The 21,070-nt window shown below is 48.2% G+C and carries 23 protein-coding genes; 13 read left to right on the forward strand and 10 right to left on the reverse strand.

All coding sequences use genetic code 11. The features are described 5' to 3' along the window. Positions 1-55: 55 nt before the first annotated feature. Both AC58QT_RS33115 and AC58QT_RS33120 read left to right on the forward strand, forming a co-directional pair. Positions 56-562, forward strand: coding sequence for a hypothetical protein (locus tag AC58QT_RS33115; protein ID WP_497412706.1), 507 nt, complete (start codon positions 56-58; stop codon positions 560-562). Positions 563-644: 82 nt separating this feature from the next. Beyond that, positions 645-1,154: a Crp/Fnr family transcriptional regulator gene (locus AC58QT_RS33120; protein WP_497412707.1), complete on the forward strand. Its 510-nt coding sequence runs from the start codon at positions 645-647 to the stop codon at positions 1,152-1,154. Positions 1,155-1,174: 20 nt separating this feature from the next. Here the strand turns inward: AC58QT_RS33120 and hmpA are convergent, their stop codons facing one another. Continuing rightward, positions 1,175-2,392: an NO-inducible flavohemoprotein gene (gene hmpA / locus AC58QT_RS33125; protein WP_497412708.1), complete on the reverse strand. Its 1,218-nt coding sequence runs from the start codon at positions 2,390-2,392 to the stop codon at positions 1,175-1,177. A 737-nt stretch (positions 2,393-3,129) separates the two neighbouring features. Between hmpA and AC58QT_RS33130 the strand changes: the two genes are divergently transcribed. The 6 genes from AC58QT_RS33130 (at position 3,130) to AC58QT_RS33155 (ending at position 8,689) form a co-directional block, all read left to right on the forward strand. Continuing rightward, entirely contained in the window at positions 3,130-4,575 is a 1,446-nt protein-coding gene (locus tag AC58QT_RS33130) for a dihydroorotate dehydrogenase (protein ID WP_497412709.1), read from the forward strand. Between the two features lie 568 nt (positions 4,576-5,143). Then, on the forward strand, positions 5,144-6,184 hold the full coding sequence (locus tag AC58QT_RS33135) for an agmatine deiminase family protein (RefSeq protein WP_497412710.1): 1,041 nt from the start codon (positions 5,144-5,146) through the stop codon (positions 6,182-6,184). Positions 6,185-6,189: 5 nt separating this feature from the next. Next, a complete protein-coding gene (gene aguB / locus AC58QT_RS33140; protein WP_497287602.1) occupies positions 6,190-7,065 on the forward strand; it encodes an N-carbamoylputrescine amidase in 876 nt (291 codons plus the stop codon). After that, on the forward strand, positions 7,066-7,689 hold the full coding sequence (locus tag AC58QT_RS33145; protein ID WP_497412711.1) for a LysE family translocator: 624 nt from the start codon (positions 7,066-7,068) through the stop codon (positions 7,687-7,689). A 68-nt stretch (positions 7,690-7,757) separates the two neighbouring features. After that, positions 7,758-8,087, forward strand: coding sequence for a hypothetical protein (locus AC58QT_RS33150; protein ID WP_497412712.1), 330 nt, complete (start codon positions 7,758-7,760; stop codon positions 8,085-8,087). Positions 8,088-8,182: 95 nt separating this feature from the next. Continuing rightward, the gene (locus AC58QT_RS33155) at positions 8,183-8,689 is read left to right on the forward strand and encodes an ankyrin repeat domain-containing protein (protein WP_497412713.1); all 507 of its coding nucleotides are present in this window, start codon (positions 8,183-8,185) and stop codon (positions 8,687-8,689) included. 60 nt (positions 8,690-8,749) lie between these two features. On the opposite strand, the gene AC58QT_RS33160 is transcribed toward AC58QT_RS33155, so the two are convergent. After that, entirely contained in the window at positions 8,750-9,268 is a 519-nt protein-coding gene (locus AC58QT_RS33160; RefSeq protein ID WP_310501714.1) for a DUF2812 domain-containing protein, read from the reverse strand. Next, positions 9,261-9,593, reverse strand: a complete 333-nt coding sequence (locus tag AC58QT_RS33165; protein WP_310501715.1) for a PadR family transcriptional regulator — start codon at positions 9,591-9,593, stop codon at positions 9,261-9,263. Before AC58QT_RS33165 ends, AC58QT_RS33160 begins: the two co-directional genes overlap by 8 nt. A gap of 210 nt (positions 9,594-9,803) precedes the next feature. Between AC58QT_RS33165 and AC58QT_RS33170 the strand changes: the two genes are divergently transcribed. Then, positions 9,804-10,358 (forward strand): dihydrofolate reductase family protein, encoded by a 555-nt coding sequence (locus AC58QT_RS33170; protein ID WP_497412714.1) that lies wholly within the window; start codon positions 9,804-9,806, stop codon positions 10,356-10,358. 16 nt (positions 10,359-10,374) lie between these two features. Here the strand turns inward: AC58QT_RS33170 and AC58QT_RS33175 are convergent, their stop codons facing one another. Beyond that, positions 10,375-11,598, reverse strand: coding sequence for an MFS transporter (locus tag AC58QT_RS33175; RefSeq protein ID WP_497412715.1), 1,224 nt, complete (start codon positions 11,596-11,598; stop codon positions 10,375-10,377). Between the two features lie 199 nt (positions 11,599-11,797). Here AC58QT_RS33175 and AC58QT_RS33180 point away from each other — a divergent pair, with 199 nt between their 5' ends. Continuing rightward, complete coding sequence (locus AC58QT_RS33180) at positions 11,798-12,211, forward strand: YkvA family protein (RefSeq protein WP_497412716.1); 414 nt, start codon at positions 11,798-11,800, stop codon at positions 12,209-12,211. 245 nt (positions 12,212-12,456) lie between these two features. Here the strand turns inward: AC58QT_RS33180 and AC58QT_RS33185 are convergent, their stop codons facing one another. Continuing rightward, the gene (locus AC58QT_RS33185; RefSeq protein ID WP_497412717.1) at positions 12,457-13,527 is read right to left on the reverse strand and encodes a branched-chain amino acid aminotransferase; all 1,071 of its coding nucleotides are present in this window, start codon (positions 13,525-13,527) and stop codon (positions 12,457-12,459) included. 131 nt (positions 13,528-13,658) lie between these two features. Here AC58QT_RS33185 and AC58QT_RS33190 point away from each other — a divergent pair, with 131 nt between their 5' ends. Both AC58QT_RS33190 and AC58QT_RS33195 read left to right on the forward strand, forming a co-directional pair. Next, positions 13,659-14,549, forward strand: a complete 891-nt coding sequence (locus AC58QT_RS33190) for a LysR family transcriptional regulator (protein ID WP_497412718.1) — start codon at positions 13,659-13,661, stop codon at positions 14,547-14,549. 32 nt (positions 14,550-14,581) lie between these two features. Then, a complete protein-coding gene (locus AC58QT_RS33195; RefSeq protein WP_497412719.1) occupies positions 14,582-15,553 on the forward strand; it encodes a TRM11 family SAM-dependent methyltransferase in 972 nt (323 codons plus the stop codon). Between the two features lie 6 nt (positions 15,554-15,559). Here the strand turns inward: AC58QT_RS33195 and AC58QT_RS33200 are convergent, their stop codons facing one another. The 5 genes from AC58QT_RS33200 to AC58QT_RS33220 form a co-directional block, all read right to left on the reverse strand. Further along, positions 15,560-16,189 (reverse strand): DUF3298 and DUF4163 domain-containing protein, encoded by a 630-nt coding sequence (locus AC58QT_RS33200; RefSeq protein ID WP_497412720.1) that lies wholly within the window; start codon positions 16,187-16,189, stop codon positions 15,560-15,562. Positions 16,190-16,348: 159 nt separating this feature from the next. Next, positions 16,349-16,513: a hypothetical protein gene (locus AC58QT_RS33205; RefSeq protein WP_310501722.1), complete on the reverse strand. Its 165-nt coding sequence runs from the start codon at positions 16,511-16,513 to the stop codon at positions 16,349-16,351. Between the two features lie 130 nt (positions 16,514-16,643). Then, positions 16,644-17,744, reverse strand: a complete 1,101-nt coding sequence (locus tag AC58QT_RS33210) for a Ger(x)C family spore germination protein (protein ID WP_497412721.1) — start codon at positions 17,742-17,744, stop codon at positions 16,644-16,646. After that, positions 17,741-18,838, reverse strand: coding sequence for a GerAB/ArcD/ProY family transporter (locus AC58QT_RS33215; protein ID WP_497412722.1), 1,098 nt, complete (start codon positions 18,836-18,838; stop codon positions 17,741-17,743). The genes AC58QT_RS33210 and AC58QT_RS33215 overlap by 4 nt, the downstream gene beginning before the upstream one ends. Beyond that, complete coding sequence (locus AC58QT_RS33220) at positions 18,835-20,277, reverse strand: spore germination protein (protein ID WP_497412723.1); 1,443 nt, start codon at positions 20,275-20,277, stop codon at positions 18,835-18,837. The genes AC58QT_RS33215 and AC58QT_RS33220 overlap by 4 nt, the downstream gene beginning before the upstream one ends. Positions 20,278-20,477: 200 nt before the next feature. On the opposite strand from AC58QT_RS33220, the gene AC58QT_RS33225 reads away from it, so the two are divergent. Continuing rightward, positions 20,478-21,047 carry a pyridoxamine 5'-phosphate oxidase family protein gene (locus AC58QT_RS33225; RefSeq protein WP_497412724.1) on the forward strand — a complete coding sequence of 190 codons (570 nt, stop codon included), beginning with the start codon at positions 20,478-20,480 and terminating at the stop codon, positions 21,045-21,047. Positions 21,048-21,070 lie beyond the last annotated feature (23 nt).

Genomic DNA, 21,070 nt, shown 5'->3' on the forward strand with positions numbered 1-21,070 from the left:
GTTTAGAACGTGAACGGCCTCATGAATCCCATATAGAAAAGGACGGGAACCAACGATGTTTCTTCGTTCGCTTGTTATTTGCTGTTATCTGATGGGAGCTTATTGGGCATCCTATCACTTTCCATCGATGAAGATGGTATTTTACCCAACGTTGGGCGCATTCAGTTTCTTATTTATGCATCGCGTAGACAATATTAGAGAAATACGGCGGATCATTCTCGGAGCCATTATCGCGGTTACGATGGGCAGTATTTTTTATTCGATTAGCACAGGAGCCATTTCATTCTTCTTAACAGCTCTCGTGACGATCACGTTAATCCAATTCTTCAAATGGAATGCGGCGCCGATCTTGGCGGTTTCATTCATTCCCTATTTCGCTCATCCCGTCTCCATGTGGGCACTGCCGATTGCTGTTCTCTTGTCGTTAACAGGCTTATTGATTTCGATTTGGCTGATTGGCAAAGTCGAGCAGCTGAATTGGTACGTGAACCTATCGGGCAAATTAACACAGGCGCGGCAAGTGATTCGGACACCTTTTGAACCGTTAAAGAAAGAGCTATAGCATGACGTCATCCGTGTGCAAATGAAAAAGCGATCAGCTAAGGTGCTGTCGCTTTTTTGCTCATTAAAGGAGATATACAAAGATGAAACTGCATAAGGGAGAAATTCTATTCCGGCAAGGAGAGTCAGGTTCCCTATTCAAGCTGCATACGGGTCTGTTAAAAATCGTCAGATCACACGAAGACGGGAATACGACACTGGTCAATATTATCGTGCCCGGTGAGACGATTCCGCATCATTCCTTAATTAGTCCGAGTGCTTACTATGCAACGGCGATCGCCCTTGTGACAAGTGAGGTTGAAGTGCTGCCGTCTGAGCCGTGGTATGCAGATTTGGAACGCAACCCAGAACACTTTCGCACGATCGCTCGTCAGCTGCAGGACAAGCTGCGCATGATGCAGCAGCGCATTGATCAATTAACGGTAGTCGCTCCAGCGGCTAAATTGCTGAAAATGGAAAAATGGTTTCAACATTACCTAGGTGACTTGAAGCTGACAGACGTGCTAACGCAGGAGGAAATCGGGCAATTTATTGGGCTTCGCCGTGAAACCGTGAATCGACTGCTGCGAGAAAAAGGGAGAAAGAGCGATTAGGCTCTTCTCCCTTTTTTTGTTTAGGCAAGCGCCCCTGAAGGGCCGAAGAATTCGTAATGACGGTCGGCTTCTGGAACACCCCAAGCGATAAGCGATTGGTTCACAGTTTTCATGAACGGTACGGGACCACAGAAGTAAAAGCTGCCATTCTCGCTAGGAACAAGACTTTGAATCCATGGTAGATCGAGATAACCCTCTTTATGGTATACCTTTTCGCTGGAATCCAAATCTGTAGGTTGTGCATAGCACCAAGCAACCGTTACTTGTGGATGTGCTTCAGCGAGCTGTTCGACCTCTCTGCGAAGGGCATGATGTTGACCATTTTGAGCAGCATGGATGAAGGTAACCTTACGATTCGGTTGTTTGGTAACAAGTGCGTGCAGCATACTTACCATAGGAGTTAGTCCAACACCGCCGCTAAGCAGCGTAACAGGTCGAGAATCCGTTTGATCTAGCGTAAAATCACCTGCTGGCGCAGAAAGCCAGACAACGTCTCCTTCTTGCGCTTGATTGTGTAAGTAGACGGAAACTTTGCCCGCAGGGATGGCAGGGTTCGTGTCTTCACGTTTCACCGAGATTCGGTAGAACGGCTGACCGGATACATGGGAAAGGCTATATTGGCGAATGTGTGTGTAGGTGTCGCCAGGGATTTGTATACGGATACTGACGTATTGTCCAGGTTCAAATGCAGCGAGAGGACCATGATCCTGCGGCGTTAGGTAGAAAGAGGTGATGACGTCGCTTTCTCTTTTTTTGCCTGTGATGACGAAAGGTCTGAAATCACTCCAGCCCCCAGGCTGCATAGCCGAGTTGGTGTACATATCTGATTCAATGCCAATGAATGCACTTGCGATGACGCCGTAAGCTTCAGCCCAAGCCCCAAGAATTTCGTCTGTTGCTGCATCGCCCAGAACATCTTTAATCGCTCCTAGCAAATGTTGCCCGACAATGGGATATTGCTCAGGCTTAACCCCAAGACTGCGATGTTTGTGGGCAATTTGTTTGACAGCGGGAAGAATCGCTTCCAATCGATCGATATGCTTCGCCGCTGCATAAACAGCATTAGCTAAAGCCGTCTGCTGTCGGCCTTGCTTTTGATTAGCGTGATTGAATAGATGTAGGAGCTCTGGGTGAGATGTAAATAATTTTTCATAGAAACGTTTGGTTATTTCTACACCATGAACTTCAAGTACAGGCACAGTGGATTTAATAATTTGGATGGTTTGTTCGCTTAACATAGGGATCATCTCATTTCTGTTAGGATGACTTGATGCCTTCAGTATAGCGAATAAGCGGCTGGAACCCCTGTGATTAGAATCACAGGGAATAGCAACAAAGTGTGTCTATGGGCAGAATGAGGGATACAAGGTATACTGGAACTAATATCCAAAAGAGGAGGCGGCCTATGCCCGATTGGTCGTATCATACGTTATTTAAACCGCTGCTTTTCCGGCTTAGCGGGCGAAGGGCAAGAGATCTTACGCTGCAAGCGATAGGCGGGCTAAGTCGCATTCCTGGCGGGACTTTTGTGATCCGCACGATGGGTCATATGGAAATGTCCACACAGCTTGCTAGTGAGCTGGCAGGCGTGCCGATTGCCTGCCCCGTGGGACTCAGCGGCGGGCTTGACCCGCACGGCACTGCGCATAAGGCCCTCGCCCAGTTCGGGCTCGGGTTCATCGAGCTCGGGCCTGTGACGGCCCGAGCTGTCCTCCGTCATGCCTCGATAACTCGCATGACGGAGGAAGAAGCCATCGTCTACTCCGATGGCTATGAGAACGACGGCGCGGAAGCGATCGCCGCGCGCCTGCGCAAGGGCACGGGGCATCGACTGCCGCACTTCGTGCGGCTCCGGCCGATGCCGGGAAGTTCGCCGCGCGAAGCGCTTGAAGAGCAGCGGGAGCTGCTCCTCACGCTGGCGCCGTACGCGGCGGGCTTCACCCTCGATGGCCTCGCCGAAGGCTGGCCATCCGACATGGCTTTGGCGTACCTCACCGAGGTACGCCAGCTTGCCGAAGCGGCGGCCCCGGGGAAGCCGCTGCTGTTGTATGTGCCGCAGCAGCTCCCGGAGTGGGAGCTGCCTGCGGTCTTGGACACCGCGCGCAACTTCAGCGGTGTCGTCCTCGGCGACGCGCAGCGGGAGCCGGGCACTCGCCGCGAGCGCGTCGGCGGCGGGGCAGCGTTGCTCAGCGCGCAGCTGAGCAAGGTCAGGCTGCTGCGCGAGGCGCTGGGCGAGCGCAGCGCGATTGTGGCGGCCGGCGGCGTGCATCAGCCGGAGGACGCGCTCGCGCTGTTGGCAGCAGGCGCGACTAGCGTGATGCTGCACAGCGGGCTGGTCTACGCGGGGCCAGGGCTGCCCAAGCGCATTAATGAGGCGATTCTGTATGATCGCCTCGTTGCTCCTGTGATTTCCGCTGGAGAAGAGAGTCCATCCTTCCCGTCACCACCGCCTTCACCATTATCTCGCTCCTTCCCACCACTCCCTGCCTTTTTCGCGAATTGGGGCTGGATGAGTCTGCTGGGATTAGGCATGATGATCGGCGGTGTGCTCGCCTGGTTTATTGCAGCAACGACGGTGGTTTTGCCTTATGATGAAGACTTCTTAGGCAGATCACGCAGTGAAATTGTCCGTTTTAATAGCCATCTTCTTCATTTCATGTCACATGATCGTATTACCTTAGCGGGTACAATGATCTCCATCGGCATTTTTTATTATCAGCTAGCTCATCATGGCTTACGTTATGGGCTGCATTGGGCGCGTACGGCAGTTTTATCTTCTTGTGTTGTTGGTTTTAGTAGTTTCTTTCTCTATCTCGGCTACGGGTATTTCGATCCGCTGCATGCGGCGGCGGCAGTTGTTCTACTGCCCATGTTTTTACTTACGTTGCGTGGACTAAAGGATCAACCGTCTCGTAAACCACCAGGTCTACGGAATGACCGGATATGGCTAAGAGCCCAGTGGGGGCAATGCTGCTTCGTGATACTTGGCTTTGGCTTAGGAATTGGAGGTCTCACGATATCGATCGTAGGGATTACCGGCGTATTTGTTCCCAGTGATTTGGCATATTTGGGTGTAACCACGTCACAGCTGTCTGCTTGGAGTGACTCGATTATTCCGCTCATTGCACATGATCGTGCAGGTTTTGGTGGTGCGCTGTTTTCGTTAGCCGTAGCCATAACCGCTTCGGCACTGTGGGGTGTCAATCAAGGCGAGAGTTGGCTGTGGCGGACATTCCTCTGGGGTGGGCTGCCCGGCTTCGTGGCAGGGCTCGCGGTTCATGGACAAATTGGATATACGGATTTTGTCCATTTGCTGCCTGTCTACATAGCTGTGCTTCTCTATTTAGCTGGTTTATTCTTAACATATCCGTATCTAGTTGGTACTCCCCTTAGAGTTCAGATGAACCATCAGCAGGACTAGTTGGAAAGAGGTCACCCCGGAGGGTTCCGGTGGTGCCTCTTTTTTTGCACTTTGCTTTTTCTGATCAGGAATCAGATCTAGTCCGATATCGCCGAACTAAATCGTCGATCCCGATCAATAAAGAACCAATAGTCAGATTCTGCCGAACTATTTGCCTATTATTCTCAGATGTATGCTATTTGGGGCGATTTAGTTGGGCTATTTAGAACTAAGTAAGAATTAAACACTTGGAAAGTGAAATTAGTTCGATCATTTCGGACTAACTGGTGAAAGGTCTGATGGTGGGTCTGGTGACTGCCCCCGCCTACCTGAACACCTACTGCCTGAACACGTCCGCATCAATATGCGGCACTTGGACACGATACAAATTAATAGGAATCTCTTTGTCATTGGGATTAGGCTTTGTGTACGGACACAGATTTGGGGATCAAGTGGATGCTCAGCAGGAATTGGTCGAGGAACTACCTATTTACATTGAGCCTTAGCCACTTTTGAGTTATGATGGGAGACGATGTTTTTTTTATATTCTACGAGATTATAAATCCAATTAAGATAAGTGAGATGATGGATGATGACGAAACCCAAAGATTTAAACTATAGCATGCCAGCAGAGTGGACAGAGCACGAGCGTACCTTTATTTCATGGCCTGTTCAAGCATCGATGGTTTACCCAGAGGATCACGCAGTTGTGTCCAAAGGGTATGCGGATCTAGCCAAAGCCATTGCTGAATTCGAACCTGTAACCGTGATCGTTAACCCATCTGATGCCGAGCAAGTGAAGGCGATGTTTACGGAGTCTAACGTAGATTTCCTTGAGATCCCTCATAATGACGCTTGGTTCCGCGATAATGGTCCAACTTTCGTGTTGAACGAGCAGCAAGAAATCGCAGCAGTCAACTGGAAGTTCAACGCCTGGGGCGGCAAATACGCGCCTTGGGATCTCGATGATAACGTAGCTCCACAAATCGCGGAGCACCATGGTGTGAAACGTTTTGACGCTCCGATCGTCATGGAGGGCGGTTCCATCCACGTGGATGGGGAAGGTACTCTTTTGACTACCGAAGAATGTTTGCTGAACACGAATCGCAACCCGGATCTAAGCCGCGAGGAGATTGAGGGGCTTGTCCGCGATTTCGTGAACGTAGAGAAAATCATCTGGCTGAACAAAGGGCTGGACGGCGATGAGACGGACGGTCACGTAGATAACATTGCTTGCTTCGCAGCTCCAGGCAAAATCATTTTGCAAGTGTGCAACGATCCTTCGGATGCCAACTATGCGATTACACAGGAGAATTTGGAGATTCTCCGCAACGCGAAGGACGCTAAAGGTCGCTCTTTTGAAATTATTCAGATTGAGCAGCCTCCGCTTACTTTCTTTGAAGAGCAGCGCTTGACGCTTAGCTACTTGAATTTCTATTTTGTGAACGGCGGCATTATTTTGCCGGTGTTTGGCGGGACATCAGAGGAGACGGATCGCAAGGCGATTGAAGTTCTTCAAGCTGCGTTCCCAGACCGCAGAATCCGTACGATTAACGGTATGTCCATCATTAAAGAAGGCGGCAATGTTCACTGCACAACGCAGCAAATGCCAGCTAGCAAGAAAGGGTGATTCCATTGAGAAAAGTGACTGTAGCAGCCACACAAATGAGCTGTTCCGATAATATAGAAGAAAACATCGCCAAAGCGGAGAAATTGGTACGCGAAGCCGCGGCGAAGGGCGCACAAATTATTTTGATTCAAGAGCTTTTTGAGACGCCGTACTTCTGCCAAAAAGAAAAATCCGACTACTACCGCTACGCGACGGAGCTCGAGACAAACAAAGCGATCAATCACTTCCGCGAGATCGCCAAAGAACTACAAGTCGTACTTCCGATCTCCTTTTATGAGAAAAAGAACTACGCTCGCTACAACTCGCTTGCTGTTATCGATGCCGATGGTTCGGTGCTCGGCACGTACCGCAAAAGCCACATCCCTGACGGTCCGGGGTATGAGGAAAAGTTCTATTTTAACCCGGGAGATACCGGCTTCAAAGTGTGGAAAACACGCTACGCCAAAATCGGCGTCGGCGTATGTTGGGACCAATGGTACCCGGAAGCTGCTCGCGTCATGGCGCTGATGGGGGCAGAACTGTTGTTCTACCCAACGGCTATCGGCTCTGAGCCGCAGGATGGCTCCATTGATTCGAAGGATCACTGGCAAATGTGCATGCGCGGTCACGCGGCGTGCAACTTGATGCCGGTTATTGCCTCGAACCGGATTGGTAAGGAAGAAGATGAGGATTCCAGCATCAACTTCTACGGTTCTTCCTTCATTGCAGGCCCGCAGGGCAATTTAATTGAAGAAGCTGGACGTGACGAGGAAACGGTTCTCGTTGCTGAGTTTGACTTGGATCAGCTGGAAGTTCAGCGTATCGAATGGGGTATTTTCCGCGATCGTCGTCCGGATCTCTATAAGAAAATCGCTACTTACGATGGTGAGCAGGTGTTTTAATTGCTCATCCCGTTGTTAAAGGGGCTTTTGCTAGGTTTTTCGATCGCAGCACCGGTGGGCCCTATCGGGATCTTGTGTATGCGCAGGACCTTAACGTTAGGTCGCTTGCATGGCTTTCTGTCAGGGCTAGGCGCAGCCACGGCTGATGCCATTTATGGTTTTATCGCTGGCTTCGGATTGACGCTGATCACCAGCTTCCTGTTGGATCAGAAGGTGATCCTGCAGCTGGTCGGCGGTCTGTTCCTCATCTATTTGGGCGTGCAAACCTTCCGCTCGAAGCCTGCTGCTGAGGCCGCTAAAGCAACAGGGGACACGATGATCAAATCGTACGCGTCTACGTTGCTACTCACGATCACGAATCCGATGACGATTATGTCGTTCGTCGGCGCCTTCGCGGGTCTAGGGCTTGGCGGTAGCAGCGATGCAGGTTTCTCGCCAGCGATCGCTTTAGTGATCGGTGTCTTCACAGGCTCCGCGCTGTGGTGGCTGTTGTTGAGCTTGTTAGTTGGACTGTTGCGGGAGCGGCTCAAAGGAGCGGCGTTCCTATGGATCAACCGCATTTCAGGTGCGATGTTATCCGTGTTTGGTTTGTTTGCAGTTGTGGGGCTACTCTTTCGGGGGTAGCTTTTTTTGTGTTATATTGGTTTTTTATGGTTAACCATCCAACTTAACGGAGAAAGAAGGTCTGTCCATTGTCATTGTTTCAACGTTGTGCCTTCTGGCTTATGGTGCTTAGCGTTATCGTTTGCGTCTGCGATGGTGCAGGGTTCGGATTGGCGAATCTATGGATAAGACTGACGCCGCCGATAAGCTTGCTTGCAAAGGTGGATGCCTTGGATCAAGTGTTATTTGACCGCATGAATACAACGAAATGGCCGGGGAGCAGTGCGTTGCTGCCTGTAACCTATTTCACTTATGTGATCTGCGTAGTGATGTATGGGATGATTGGCTTGGTGGTGGATGGGTTCATTCATAAATGGGGGAAGATGCGTGCCGAGATGCGAGGGAAAAGGTCTGTCTAAGTGTGCATGATGGATTCATTTATTTGGATGAAAAAAGGAAAATGTTGGATTTTTGCCGAATTGACATACATACAAGTTAGAGGAGGCTTCCCTACATGATTAACGATATATTTACCGCAGCACGCACAGGAGACGCAAATCGTATCAAGGCGTTACTAAACTCGGATCTTACGCTTGCCAATGCTGAGAACAGTGAGGGCCTTACCCTATTGGGATTTGCAGCACATTTCGGTCAGAGTGAAGTAGTTAAGCTGCTTCTGGAAAATGGTGCGGTTGTGAATGCCGTATCTCATTCCAAAGTGAGTTACATCCCATCCAATACGGCACTTCACGCGGCTATTGCTGGCGAGCGGAACATGGAGGTCATACAATTGCTGCTTGCTCACCGAGCAAATCCGACGATCATGGATAGCAATGGACATACAAGTTTACATGTAGCGGCTTTCCATAAGGATAGTACAGCGATCATTTCCCTGTTGCTCGATCATGGTGCGGATGTTCATGCGAAGTCAGAGGACGGCGTCTATGCGATTGATCTGGCTCAAGAGCAAGGACATACTGCGGTGATAGCGCTCTTAAGAGAGCATGGAGCAGTAGGATAAACGAGTACGTTAGCGATCATACAGGGTCAATGAAGGACATTCAGCTAGCCAGCTAGCCCATTACAGAATGTCCTTTTTGGCTTGAAGTTTTTTATTGGCAGCGACTAGTCGGTATAAACTAGCTACAAGCAGGCCCATCAGAGGTATATATAGGATGAGTAAGGGATAGAAGAAAGCATTGTCGATGTTGATCATGATAATTGGGATTTGAGCGGCAGTTACGGCAGTAAATACACCGAGTAGTCGTTTATTCCGATCGATCATGGAGTCAATGTCGGTAAAAATTTCAGGCTTTACCTCTTGATAGGTTTGTCTCCAGATATACCAGCCGGCTCCGCTGTAAATTCGGTCCCATCCCGTGTCCTCAAAAATACTAGTGTAGTTGGGGTCTACTTTCATTTGATAGTCTACGCAATAGCTCATTTTACGTGGAGCACCTTTCTTAAAATGAAAGCGCAGGCCATTCCAATTGACACGTTGTAAATGCCAACCTTGTGCCTCCATATTCTCGAGCCATGCAGAAATGAGTTCTGATTGTGAACCGTCCCACCATTTAAACACTTTCTTGGTCTCATTCATCGAAAGATCCCTCTACTTTCTTCGCATTTTCGTATAACTCCGTGATTCTGGCGATCTCGAGCTTAAGCAGTTCTTTCCCAGATGGGGTAATGCAGTATAGCTTACGACGTTCTTCTTCAGCTACTGCCTGAATTAGACGATCCTTCTCCATCCGTGATAAGCTGCCATAAATCGTTCCAGGACCTAAGTGAATTCGACCGTGCGTCAGCTCCTGAACAAATTGTATAATGCCGTAACCATGCCGGGTTTCAGTCAGGGAAAGCAGAATGTAGTAGGCGGTTTCAGACATCGGTAAATACTGACGGTAGAGCTTTTCACTATCCATAAATGCACCTTTTTCTTATATCAGGGTATGTTGTATCATGTCTCGCTATATCGTGTTGTGATATATCATGAGATGAGTATATCACCGCGCGATATAGAGTGCAATAGGCATATGCAAAAAAGCTGGATACCAACTTGGGAATTCTTTTATGTTAAGATTCAGGTACACGGTCCAACAACTAAAGTGAACAGTAGAAGGAGCAAATACACGATGAGAAAAATCGTAGCAGGACTATTCATGTCATTGGATGGAGTTATCGACTCGCCTGAAAACTCGCCGAAAAAGTGGGGTAATGGCGCAATCATGGAGCGTATCGCGGAAGGTGTGGCGAAAGCGGATGCTGTCCTCTTGGGGCCGCAAACGTATCAGTTTCTGGCGCAATTTTGGCAGCACCAAAGCAATGATGCGCCTATGGCGAATTTCTTGAACAACTCACCGAAATACGTGGTCTCGGGGAAACTCGATTCACTGCATTGGCAGCCAGCGACGCTAATACGGGGGGATTTTGTCGAAGAAATAAGGAAGCTCAAACAGCAGCCTGGCCAGAACATTCAGGTTCCGGGCAGTCCGACACTCGTTAAATCGTTGCTGCGCGAAGGGTTGCTGGATGAGCTTAACCTCAACATATGCCCTGTGGTGGTTGGATTCGGCACACGTCTTTTCGACGGGATTGAGGAGCTAATCAACCTGAAATTGATTGACTCCAAAGGCTACAGTAACGGCGTTGTAGCTGTGAGCTATCAGATTGTGAGAGCTAGCGAATAGAAGAGCGTGTAACTATTTAAGCTTCTGTGCGGATGAAAGACTTAGCAGCTGACGTCGTTCTTTGCTCTTTTAGCATAAACACAATATTCATAAGTCCAAAACCGAAGAAGCAAACCCAAGGAAGGCCCTGCCAGCCGAGGGCATTACCTAGGTCATATAAGTAACCGCCGCCGACGTTACCAATGATGGCCCCGATAGAAAGAGCGAAGCTGTTAAAGCCAAAGTAGCTGGCAATTTGATCATTTCCGGCATAGTCGGAAACCATGGTGTTCATCATAGGCTGTAGAAATACTTGTCCAATCATGAAGGCTATCACTCCAGCGTAAATTCCCCACATGCCTCCCAGCATGCCCATTGTGAATAAACCGCCTGCCAACAGCAACGTACCTAACGACATCACGCCAAAGGGCTGCAGCTTTTGGTTACCTAATTTGGACAATGGCACTTGCAGAAGGACCATGACAATAGCGCCACAGCTGTAAATGAGTCCGATATTCGCATCGCTGGCAAGCTGATGTACTCGAAACGGAACAGCTATATATAGTTGAGTGACAAGGGACCACGAAATCATCGTGAAAATCATAAAACGTCGAAAAGGACGATTGCTCAGTACATTTTTCATTTGTGACCAGATACTTGTGTAGGCCTTGCGAGATTGCTCACTCTGGATAGCTGGCAAGAAGAAGAGGCTAAAGAAAAAGGAAAATGCGAAAATAAGGGCAGCAGCCATACTCACATATTTGAAATGAAAGCCCATAAGTAATGCACCTACAACAGGACCTACAACGAATCCCATATTGCTTAACATTTCGCGAATCGAATAAATCGTAATGCGGTTACTCGAAGTAGATAATGCCGCATAATAAGCATAGCTGGCTGGGTTGAATAGCGATCCGCCTAAACCAGAGAAGAAACAAGCTATGATAAAGCCAGGGATGCTATCGACGAAACCGAACATACCAAAACCAAAGGTACGGATAAACAAACCAATCAGAATGGTACGCTTATACCCGAGTTTGTCAGCCAAAGTCCCGCAAAGAACGGAAAGCCCTTGTTGGCTGAAGCTGCGAATCGCTGAAATGATCCCAACCATGCTGACTGTCAACAGGATGTCGTTTAATAGATAAGAGGCAAGCAACGGGATCATCATATAAAATCCGACCGCCATGCTGAAGGTATTCATGAACATAACCCAGAAGGGTAGCCGAATGGATGTGATTTTATTCCAGATGGATGACATAAGTAAAACCTCATTTCTTGCTGTAAGATGTCGATTTCAACACCATACAGGATGAGGGATTATTTGTATAGGGATATTCTTTGGATGGACTTGGGTAAAAGTTAGATATACAGAAACGAAGACTTCTTGTGTGAGATCAGTGTAAAATAAGGGTATATACGGGTATACAGTGAATGAAGATGAATGGAGTGGTCGCCAAATGAATGTGTCCAAATATGAAAAGTATTTCTCAATTGACGGCTTTTGGTCCAAGTTGAAAAAAGGTGCCAAAAAAGCTGGCGGTAAAGTGATTTATATGGGTTTACTGCTCTTTTATGCATTGGATAGTCCGAAAACGCCGCTGCGCGCGAAAGTTCAGATCTACGGTGCTTTGGGGTATCTCATTTTGCCGCTGGATCTCATGCCAGATTTGCTGCCCATTGTTGGTTATGTCGATGATTTAAGTGCGCTGGGCTTTGCGTTGGCGGCTGTGTCGAAGAGTATTGATGATGAGGTTAGACGCAAAGCGAAAAGTAAGCTGAGGGATTTTCTCGGTGATGATGCCGTTAGCAGCAAGGACATTATTGATATTGATGGTCATGTTGTGGAGGAGCAGGGGAAGGCGAAGGAGTAGGGGAAGCTACGCCCTCGTTTAACTGGAAAATATGTAGTTATTTTCGGAGAATCTGCTGGTTCTGCTGAAGACGAGCCGAATTAACTACTTATTTCACTAAAATCGTGGAACAGTCCAGAATTAACTGTACTTTTTCCAGCTATTCGTCGGATAGGGCACCGCAGGTGAAGCGAATAGACAAATAACCGACGAATAGAAAACTCGTCGGTTATTTGCTGTGCAGCTATTTTGCGGCAATACAGAGTTTAAACCTTTAACAACCAGCCAAACGTGTCTGGCAGTTTGCCACTCTGAATTCCTGTAATTGTCGTGTACAGACGCTCCACAAGCTCGCCGATCTCGCCATGGTTCACGACCATCGGTGTACCGTTCCACAGCAGGCTGCCAATTGGCGATACTACCGCAGCGGTGCCAGTGCCGAAAGCTTCTTCCAGCGTCCCATCCGCATGCGCTTTTACGAGGTCATCGATTGATATTTTCCGCTCAGAGACGGGGATGCCCCACTCTTTCAGTAGGTGGATGATACTGCCACGCGTGATTCCCTCTAGAATGCTGCCGCTAAGGCTAGGCGTGATGACTTCTCCGCCAATTTTGAAAAAGACGTTCATACTTCCAACTTCTTCCAGGTACTTCTTCTCGATAGCATCGAGCCATAGCACTTGTGCGCAGTTATGCTCTTTAGCCAACATTTGTGCCTTTAGGCTGGCAGCGTAATTGCCTGCTACTTTGGCATTGCCTGTCCCGCCTTGCACGGATCGCGCATAATAGCTTTCCACAAGGATGTTAATCGGCTGCAGGCCTTCCTCATAGTAAGCGTCTACTGGCGACATAATGATAATAAAGGAGTAAGTAAGAGATGGGCGGACACCTAGCACGCCTTCCGTTGCAATGATGAACGGACGGATGTACAAAGAGGAGCCTTCCTTCTTCGGTACCCATGCGGCATCGAGGTGAACTAGCTCTTGAATAGCACGGACAACGAACTCTTCGTCCAATTGCGGGATACTGAGTCGTTCGCTAGAACGATTTAAACGCTTGGCATTTTGATCGGGACGAAATAAAACAACTTCATCACTCTCCGTGCGAAATGCTTTCATCCCTTCAAAAACAGCTTGCCCATAGTGGAAAACCATCGCAGCAGGGTCATGTGAAATCGGACCGTAGGGAACGATGCGCGGATCGTGCCAGCCTTGACCTTCTTCGTAATTCATAATAAACATATGATCTGTAAAAAGTTTGCCAAACCCCAGATTCTCTTTCAAATTTGGCATAGGCTTACCACTTTGATTTTGTTCGATGCGAATGTTTCCGTACATACGTTGTGCCACCTTTCCTATTGAGGGTACTCACAATCTTTTACCCTTAACTATAGAAAATTCGCAATCATTGATCAATTGCTATTTATCAATTACTATCATAGTTAATAGCTATGATCGGGGGGCGTCAGGTGGATTATCGGTTATTGGTGTATTTTTTGGCGGTATGTGAGGAGCTCCATTTCACAAAAGCAGCAGAAAGGCTGGGCATTAGCCAGCCTACCCTTAGTCAACAGATCCGGTTGTTAGAGGATCGGGTGGGGTCGCCGCTTTTTCAGCGCATGGGTAAAAAAGTGTATGTGACCGAAGCCGGCGAGATTCTGCGCAAGCATAGTCGCAACATTTTTCACGAGCTGGAGCAAGCTCAGATGGCGATGAATGAACTTCAAGGGATGCAGCGCGGGCGATTGCGGATCGGCTGTTCGGGCAATCATTTGCTGACGGCGACGATCATGACGTTTCATGCTAAGTATCCGAAAATCGAGCTATCGGTGATGGAGCTGGCTACCGAGGAAACCAAGGAGAAGCTGCTGAGCAATGAGTTGGATGTGGGCGTTGTTTTTTTGCCTGAAGAGGATGAGCAGCTGCGATGTGTGCCGTTGTATCAAGAGAAGCTTCAACTTGTGGTGTCGGCTCAGCATGCATTTGCTCAAGAACAGGTGAGGGAGATCAGGTTGGCGGAGTTGACCGAGATTCCGATTGCGATGCTGCAGCAGAAGTTCTATGTTCGGCAAATGATGGATGATTGCTGCGCACAGATCGGTCTTGCTTGGAAGCCGATCGTGGAACTTTCCACACTCGAATCCCTGCTGCAAATGGTGAAAAACCATGTCTGCGGTGCGATTTTGCCACAATCCTATGTGGATGGCATGGGGGCTCAGATGCGTGAGCAGAAGCTGTGCGCGATTCCGATTATCGATCCCGTTCCGCAGAAGGAAGTCGGTATTGTGTATCGGAAGGATATGTTTTTGTGTAAAACGATGGATACGTTCGTGAAGCAGGTTATTCAGGAATTTGCGTAGCGTAAGGGCGTAAGGAAGAGTGAGGTAGGGCAATGGAACAAGTGAGCAATGAACATATTTATGTATTTGCCTGTCATGAGGATGAACAGGCGTTGTGTCAATTGGAGCTGCACACGTTATTGGGCGCAGATGCTGTGATTGGTGCGCGCTACGCCGTCAGCGCGCGTAAGGTAGAGCCGAGCCGCAGCCCGTTTTTGAAGCTGCGGATGGATGTTGCTTTTGAGGCCGGCAGTTTGCTGGAGCTGGCCTCTGACCTTCAGACGTTGACCGTGCGCGGCGCAACGTTCAAGGTCGTGTTCGCGGAGACGGACACGGCGGTCAGCTATGACCGCCAGCGCAGCGTCGAGCGCGAACTGGGGCTGGGGCTGCGCGGCAAGGCCGAGATGCGCAGGCCGGAGCAGTACTTCGCCGTGACGGAGCTGGGTGGCCGATGGTTGTTCGGCGAATGCAGCTACGGCGAAGCCGTGTGGCTTCAGCATCAGCAGAAGCCACAGAACTACTCCACCGCCCTCGGAACGCGCCTCGCGCGGGCGGTGGTGAACATCGCCGTGCCCGAGGTGGCGGGCACGCGGGTCATTGACCCGTGCTGCGGCATGGGCACGGTGCTGGTGGAGGCGATGTCGATGGGGATCGACATCGTGGGCTACGACATCAACCCGCTGGCCGTACGCGGCGCGCGGGTGAATCTGGACCACTTCGGCATGCCGGGGGTGGTCCAGATCGCGGACATGCGGACGCTTGTTCCGCATGCGGCGGCCCTGTCAGGCAGTCCAGAGCCCATCTACGATGCGCTGATTTTGGACATGCCGTATAATCTGTGCTCCGTGCTGCCGGAGGCCGAGAAGCTGGACATGCTGCAAACCGCCCGCCGGTTAGCGCGGCGCGCGGTCATTGTAACGACAGAGCAGATCGACCCGCTTTTGACCAAAGCTGGCTTCCACATCGATTCACGATGTATGGTTAACAAGGGGAATTTCAGCCGACAAATTATTGTCTGCGTCTAGCCTATTTTAGTACATCATTTTCCCAAGCGGGCCGTCTTCAGCAATGATATCCTGGAGTTCATACACCGAAATCGGGAAGTAAAGGAAGCCATACACGTAAGCGGCTAGCTCGTAGAGTTGAAAATAAACAACCAGTGATTTATCCGCTATATAGAAGTCTTGATTAGGTCGAATGCCTGTAAACTCAACCAACAATGGAATTTCGCGTCGTTTGATCTCGGCGGCAACGATATCACTAATTCTTTTGACGTAATCGCTGCCTGGTTTAAATAACTGGCTTAGCGTATAGCTTTGCCCAGTTTCCGTGCTGAACGTCAATGATTGTTGGATGGTCATTCCGTGAGCGCCGCCAGAGAAAGCATAATTGAGCAACGATAAGCTCAGCACGCGACGTTCATTCGTTTTGATTTCATAATAAGCGGTCACATCGGTTTCTGGATTCTGTGGAAATCCCTGATCATGCAGCTGCTTGTTGACGGCATCGACAATGGTTGTATTGATTTTATGCTGAACTAGCGGGGTATTCATATGAATAACAGCGGGGTACAACAGGTTTAATTTGCTCTTTAGCACTTTATAGGTTTGTATACTAACGGGTTGGTGTTCCAATTCTAAGTCCTGATCCATGTCTCTCATGTTTCATCATCCCTACGTTTTTGCTACACCATATTCCAAAGATGGGCGTTTGGTTCAATGAATGAGACCAATTCGTGCCATTGTCAAAGAAAAAGAGCTTCCCCTGCATCGCGATTAGCGTGAGGGAAAGCTCTTTATTTGATACGGAACTGAACCGAATTATTCCTGTGAGGTGTTTTCCTCATCATTCGCATCGGATGTTGCACTTTGCAGCGCAGCAGACAATTCCTCTACCTGTTGTTGGGATTGGCTGTCTTCAGCATTTGCCTGAGCCGCATTAATGGCATGACTTACTACGTCGTCATTACTGTTCGTTGTTGACATGGTACAATCACCTCCTTCGCGTTTTCGCCAGAAATCCGGCGTCGTAAACATAAGCTAAGATTCAACCAACTAAGTATTCTTCGAGTAGAGGGAAAATATGCAAAGGGAATGCAAGTTTTTCTCACTGACGTTATTCCAAAATACCTGTATTCAGAATCTTGACCTTCACTTGTGGTTGAATAGGGAGGGTCGGATACTGCTCGCGCCACCAGTCGATGCCGCCAAACAGCTTGGGATGATAGGCGGACACCTCGTGTCCAAGCTGCAGATAATCGCAATTGGTCTTCTGCAGGATTGCCATCACGTTAGTTACTTTTGGGATAAGACTAGCTGTGATTTGCTTTTCTAACTCGGCGAGCATGTCTTTCGTATGTCTCTTACTCTCAAATCCAGCTTCAATGAGTTTAAGATCTAAATCTAACGAGATTTCAATGTCATGAAGACGGCCGTCCCTAGGGTGAATATGGAAATCGCGATGGGCGTTCTGTATTAGTGCAGTATAGTGCTTTCCGTCCACATTACCTGTGATAAGTTGATTTTTACCAGATGTACCATCCAGGAGCGTGGCTATGAGGGTATTATCATCATCGAGATTGACGCCCGTATATCTTCCGTCTCGAAATAAAGCGGTACCTGCGAGTCGAACGCCGTTCTCGTAAGGTTCCAACCGATTGAGTGCAAAGTCGTTAAGGAACCCCGCTCCTCCAAGGATATACTGAACTATCTTATTCAAGGGGATTTTGCCCCTCTTCTTATCATCTTCCAATAAACCTACAAGATATTCCGATAAGGTCTGATCATTTATTTTTTTCTTACGCAGCAGCGTAGTCAGATCGCCGTCATACACAGCCAGATAGCCGTACAAAGGATTGGCTATGAATTGGCTGGTACTATTGAGATAGTTCAGCGGCTGATCTTTGGCGAATGCGGTGCTTATCAGAAATAGCCGGGTTTCTAGCACAGTAAGAATGCCAGGAAATTCTTTATTTGTTTTATTCACAGCGTCATAGATGCTATCGCCTGTTGATTCCACGAATACGTTGTTCGGATTGCCTCCTCCTAGATTGGCATTCTGAAGCGAGGAAATAACACAGCCGACCTGTAGTTGCTTGCTGTCACCAGCGTAATCTAAGCCGATGACATCGACAAAGAGCAGCTTCTTCAGTTGTGACTGATCCCAGCAACCTGTCAGCAGTAAGCAGATGAGTAGCGCTGTTACCACTTTTTTCATGTCTCGTGCCTCCTCGTACCGCGTATCCCAGAAATAATGAGCAGAACAACCGGTAGAGCGACGACCAACACGATGGATATCATATCTTGAATCGTAGCAATTTGCAGAATGTCATTAAGCTTCGTCAAGAAGAAACCTCCAAGTAGACAGAGAGCGACTATCATCCATGCCCAAATAACCTGTTTACCCAAGCCACGGGTGCGTAAGTGCAGGAATGCTTTGGCAGCCATGAAGAAATAGGTATATATCGTTGCCGATACAATGCATACATAGAAAATCAGGAATAAGATATCAATGCTCTGTAAGATGTCAACACGATAATTTTTTAATATAAAAATTATCGGTTCCGGAATAACCTCCAGCTGTTTTAAGTTGAACTTCATGGAGCAGATCAGGCACACGGCAATATAAAATACGGTAGTAGCAGCATTCGCTAATGTCATCGAAAGCAGTACCTTTTTTTTACTATCTGACTGTACATAGGGGTAAGCATAAAGAAGCAGCTCATAACCAACGTAAGAACTGAAGGCAGAATAGGCACCTTTCAGAAGCGGGTACCAACCATTGGGAAGAACAGGCAACAAATTTCTCGCATCAAGGCCGTAAATTCCGCTAAATACGATGAGCAAAAAGCTGATGTAAGCGAAGACCATAAAGGTTTGTGAAATATTAGCAAGCTGCCTGAGTGTTGACGTAGCTGCATAGCCGCACACGAGGAGAAGCATAAGAATAAGAACCCACCTAGGCGTGAGTTGAAAGAGCCATCTTTTTAAGATGTCACTATAAAGTAGTGTTAACAAAAATCCAGAAAAGGCGTAATAGCATCCCAGCAATAAATTAATGCTGGCTCCAATTGGTTTCCCTACAATTAGTGGGATGTAGGCGTAGAAGTTAAGCTTAGGGTAGCGACTGCCAAGCCACCAGAGGATCGTGATGCCTGCTTGTGAGGCCAGTCCAGCTAGCAAGACAGCTAGCCATGTATCGTGGCCTGCAGTTCCAGCTTCCACATGGGGCAGTGACAATACTTCAATTCCGAGCTGAACCATAATAACAAGCGAAATCAGCTGTCTCCTTGTGATGGTTTCTTCCTTCATTGGCGTTTCCAACTCCTTGGATTCCTTAACCTTGTGCGATTGCTTGAAATCGACTCTATGGGGCGTTTAAGTAATCCCCAGATGGGGACTCGAAACAGCGTATCCTTCGTATCGCGTAAGGAGAACGGCGGTGTAAAGTAAGGGAGTCCCATTGTTGTCATTTGGCATAGATGAATGCAAATCATCATGAAGAAGAACGCGAGTCCAAACAAGCCGAACAACGCGGAAAGAAGGAGCGCCGGATAGCTTAACAGGCGAACTGCACTACTCATTTCGTAAGAAGGCAGGACAAAGGAGGCCAAGCCTGTTAGAGCAGTAACGATAACGATCGTATTAGAAACTAAGTTAGCCTGCACGACGACTGTTCCGATGACGATACCACCTACGACGCCAATGGTTTGGCCGACGGGACTCGCTAGCCTAATGGTTGCTTCTCTTAATATCTCAAGCATGAACATCATGGAAAGTGCTTCGAGTACGGGCGGGAACGTGACGTATTTCAGAGAGCTCTGAAGTGTATTCACGAAATTAATTGGCAACAGTTGTGGGTTGAAGGCGCTGACAGCCACATACAAGGCGGGCAGGCCAATCGTAATGAACAGGCAGCATATGCGCAAGAGGCGAAAGAACGTACCTATCAGCCAACTTACTTGATAATCATCAGGACTTTGCAGGAAAGACCAGAACGTTACAGGCATAATAATGGCATCTGATGACCCAGCAGTTCCGATGACAACCTTCCCCTCCATCAGATAGGAACGCGCACGATCAGGCCGTTCTGTAATGAGAAGTTGTGGAAATAGACTGAATTTCTTCTCCCGAATCATTTCGTCGATAAATCCTGGCGCTTCGACATAATCAATGTCAATGCTAGTTAGCCTTCTCTCCAGCTCATCGACGATCGCTGTTGTGGCAATCGACTTGATGTACATCACAGCGACTTTCGTTCGCGAAAGCCGTCCAATCGTGTATGTTTTTACAACGAACTCTGTAGAATTAATTAATTTGCGCATCAGATTAATGTTGGTATCTAAATTCTCGATGAAAGCTTCGTTTGCTCCGCGTAAAACGCGTTCATTAATTGGAATATTAACGGAGCGTTCCTTCTTCAAGTCAACACCTAGGAGGTAAAGCTTACTGTCTCCGCCTGGATAGAGTACAATTTTACCGTACAATATGGCTTGAACCGCTTCTTCCCAATTTTCAGTTTCAGCATAGTCGAGAATGGATACCACTTCGCGAATACCTTCTTGAGGGCGGAGAAGCAGTGGTTTTAGAATGAATTCTTGAACGAGGGACAGATCGACAAGCGATTCGAAATAGAACAGTTGAAATAACGCTCCTCCTATAAGCAATTCTTTCGATTGAAAGTCGCTTTGTTCAGAGAAAATGTGTTCGAAATAGGCCTCTGCTGCTTCGACCGGCGGATTTTGTTTCACGCGTGTCCCCTCCTCATCATCAGATCCCCTTACTTTCTCCTGTAATTCCAAAAATATGTAATTGTCATTGGGAGGGTGTTCAATGGATGGTTCTACATTTTCCTATAGGTGTTACCTATAAAGTGTACATAATTTATGTATTTCACAAATAGTGTTAGGAGGCACATAATAGAAGAAAATGGAAAGTGAGTGAGTGCAAAATGGGGAAATCATTCGAGGCACTTCTGCCGGAACACGTGGCGTTCATCGCCAAGCAACATATCTTCTTCGTTGGTTCAGCACCATTATCAGCGGAAGGGCATGTCAATATTTCACCGAAGGGGCACGATGTGCTGCGCATCCTATCGGCCAATCAAGTGGCCTATCTAGATTTGACTGGAAGTGGCAATGAAACCAGCGCTCATCTAGCGGAAAATGGCCGCATCACCATTATGTTCATGGCTATCGAGGGACCGCCAGAGATTATCAGGTTGTATGGAAAAGGCCATGTGGTACTGTCTGGATCTGATGAGTGGGAGCAGCTGGCGCCGAAGTTCGAGTTGCTGCCAGGGGTGCGGCAAATTATGGTCATCGATATTCATGAGGTGAAGTCGTCCTGCGGCTTTAGTGTACCGTTCTATACTTATGAGGGAGAGCGTAATACGCTGCAAAAATGGGCGACGAAGCAAGGGGACGAAGGTTTGCTTGCCTATTGGGAGAAGAAAAATATGACGAGTATGGATGGACTGCCAACGCCGATTGGACATAAGTTATCCACAGAGAATAGATGAAGTGGCTCCATGAAGTAATTTCC

Source organism: Paenibacillus sp. J31R109 (genome assembly GCF_059692055.1).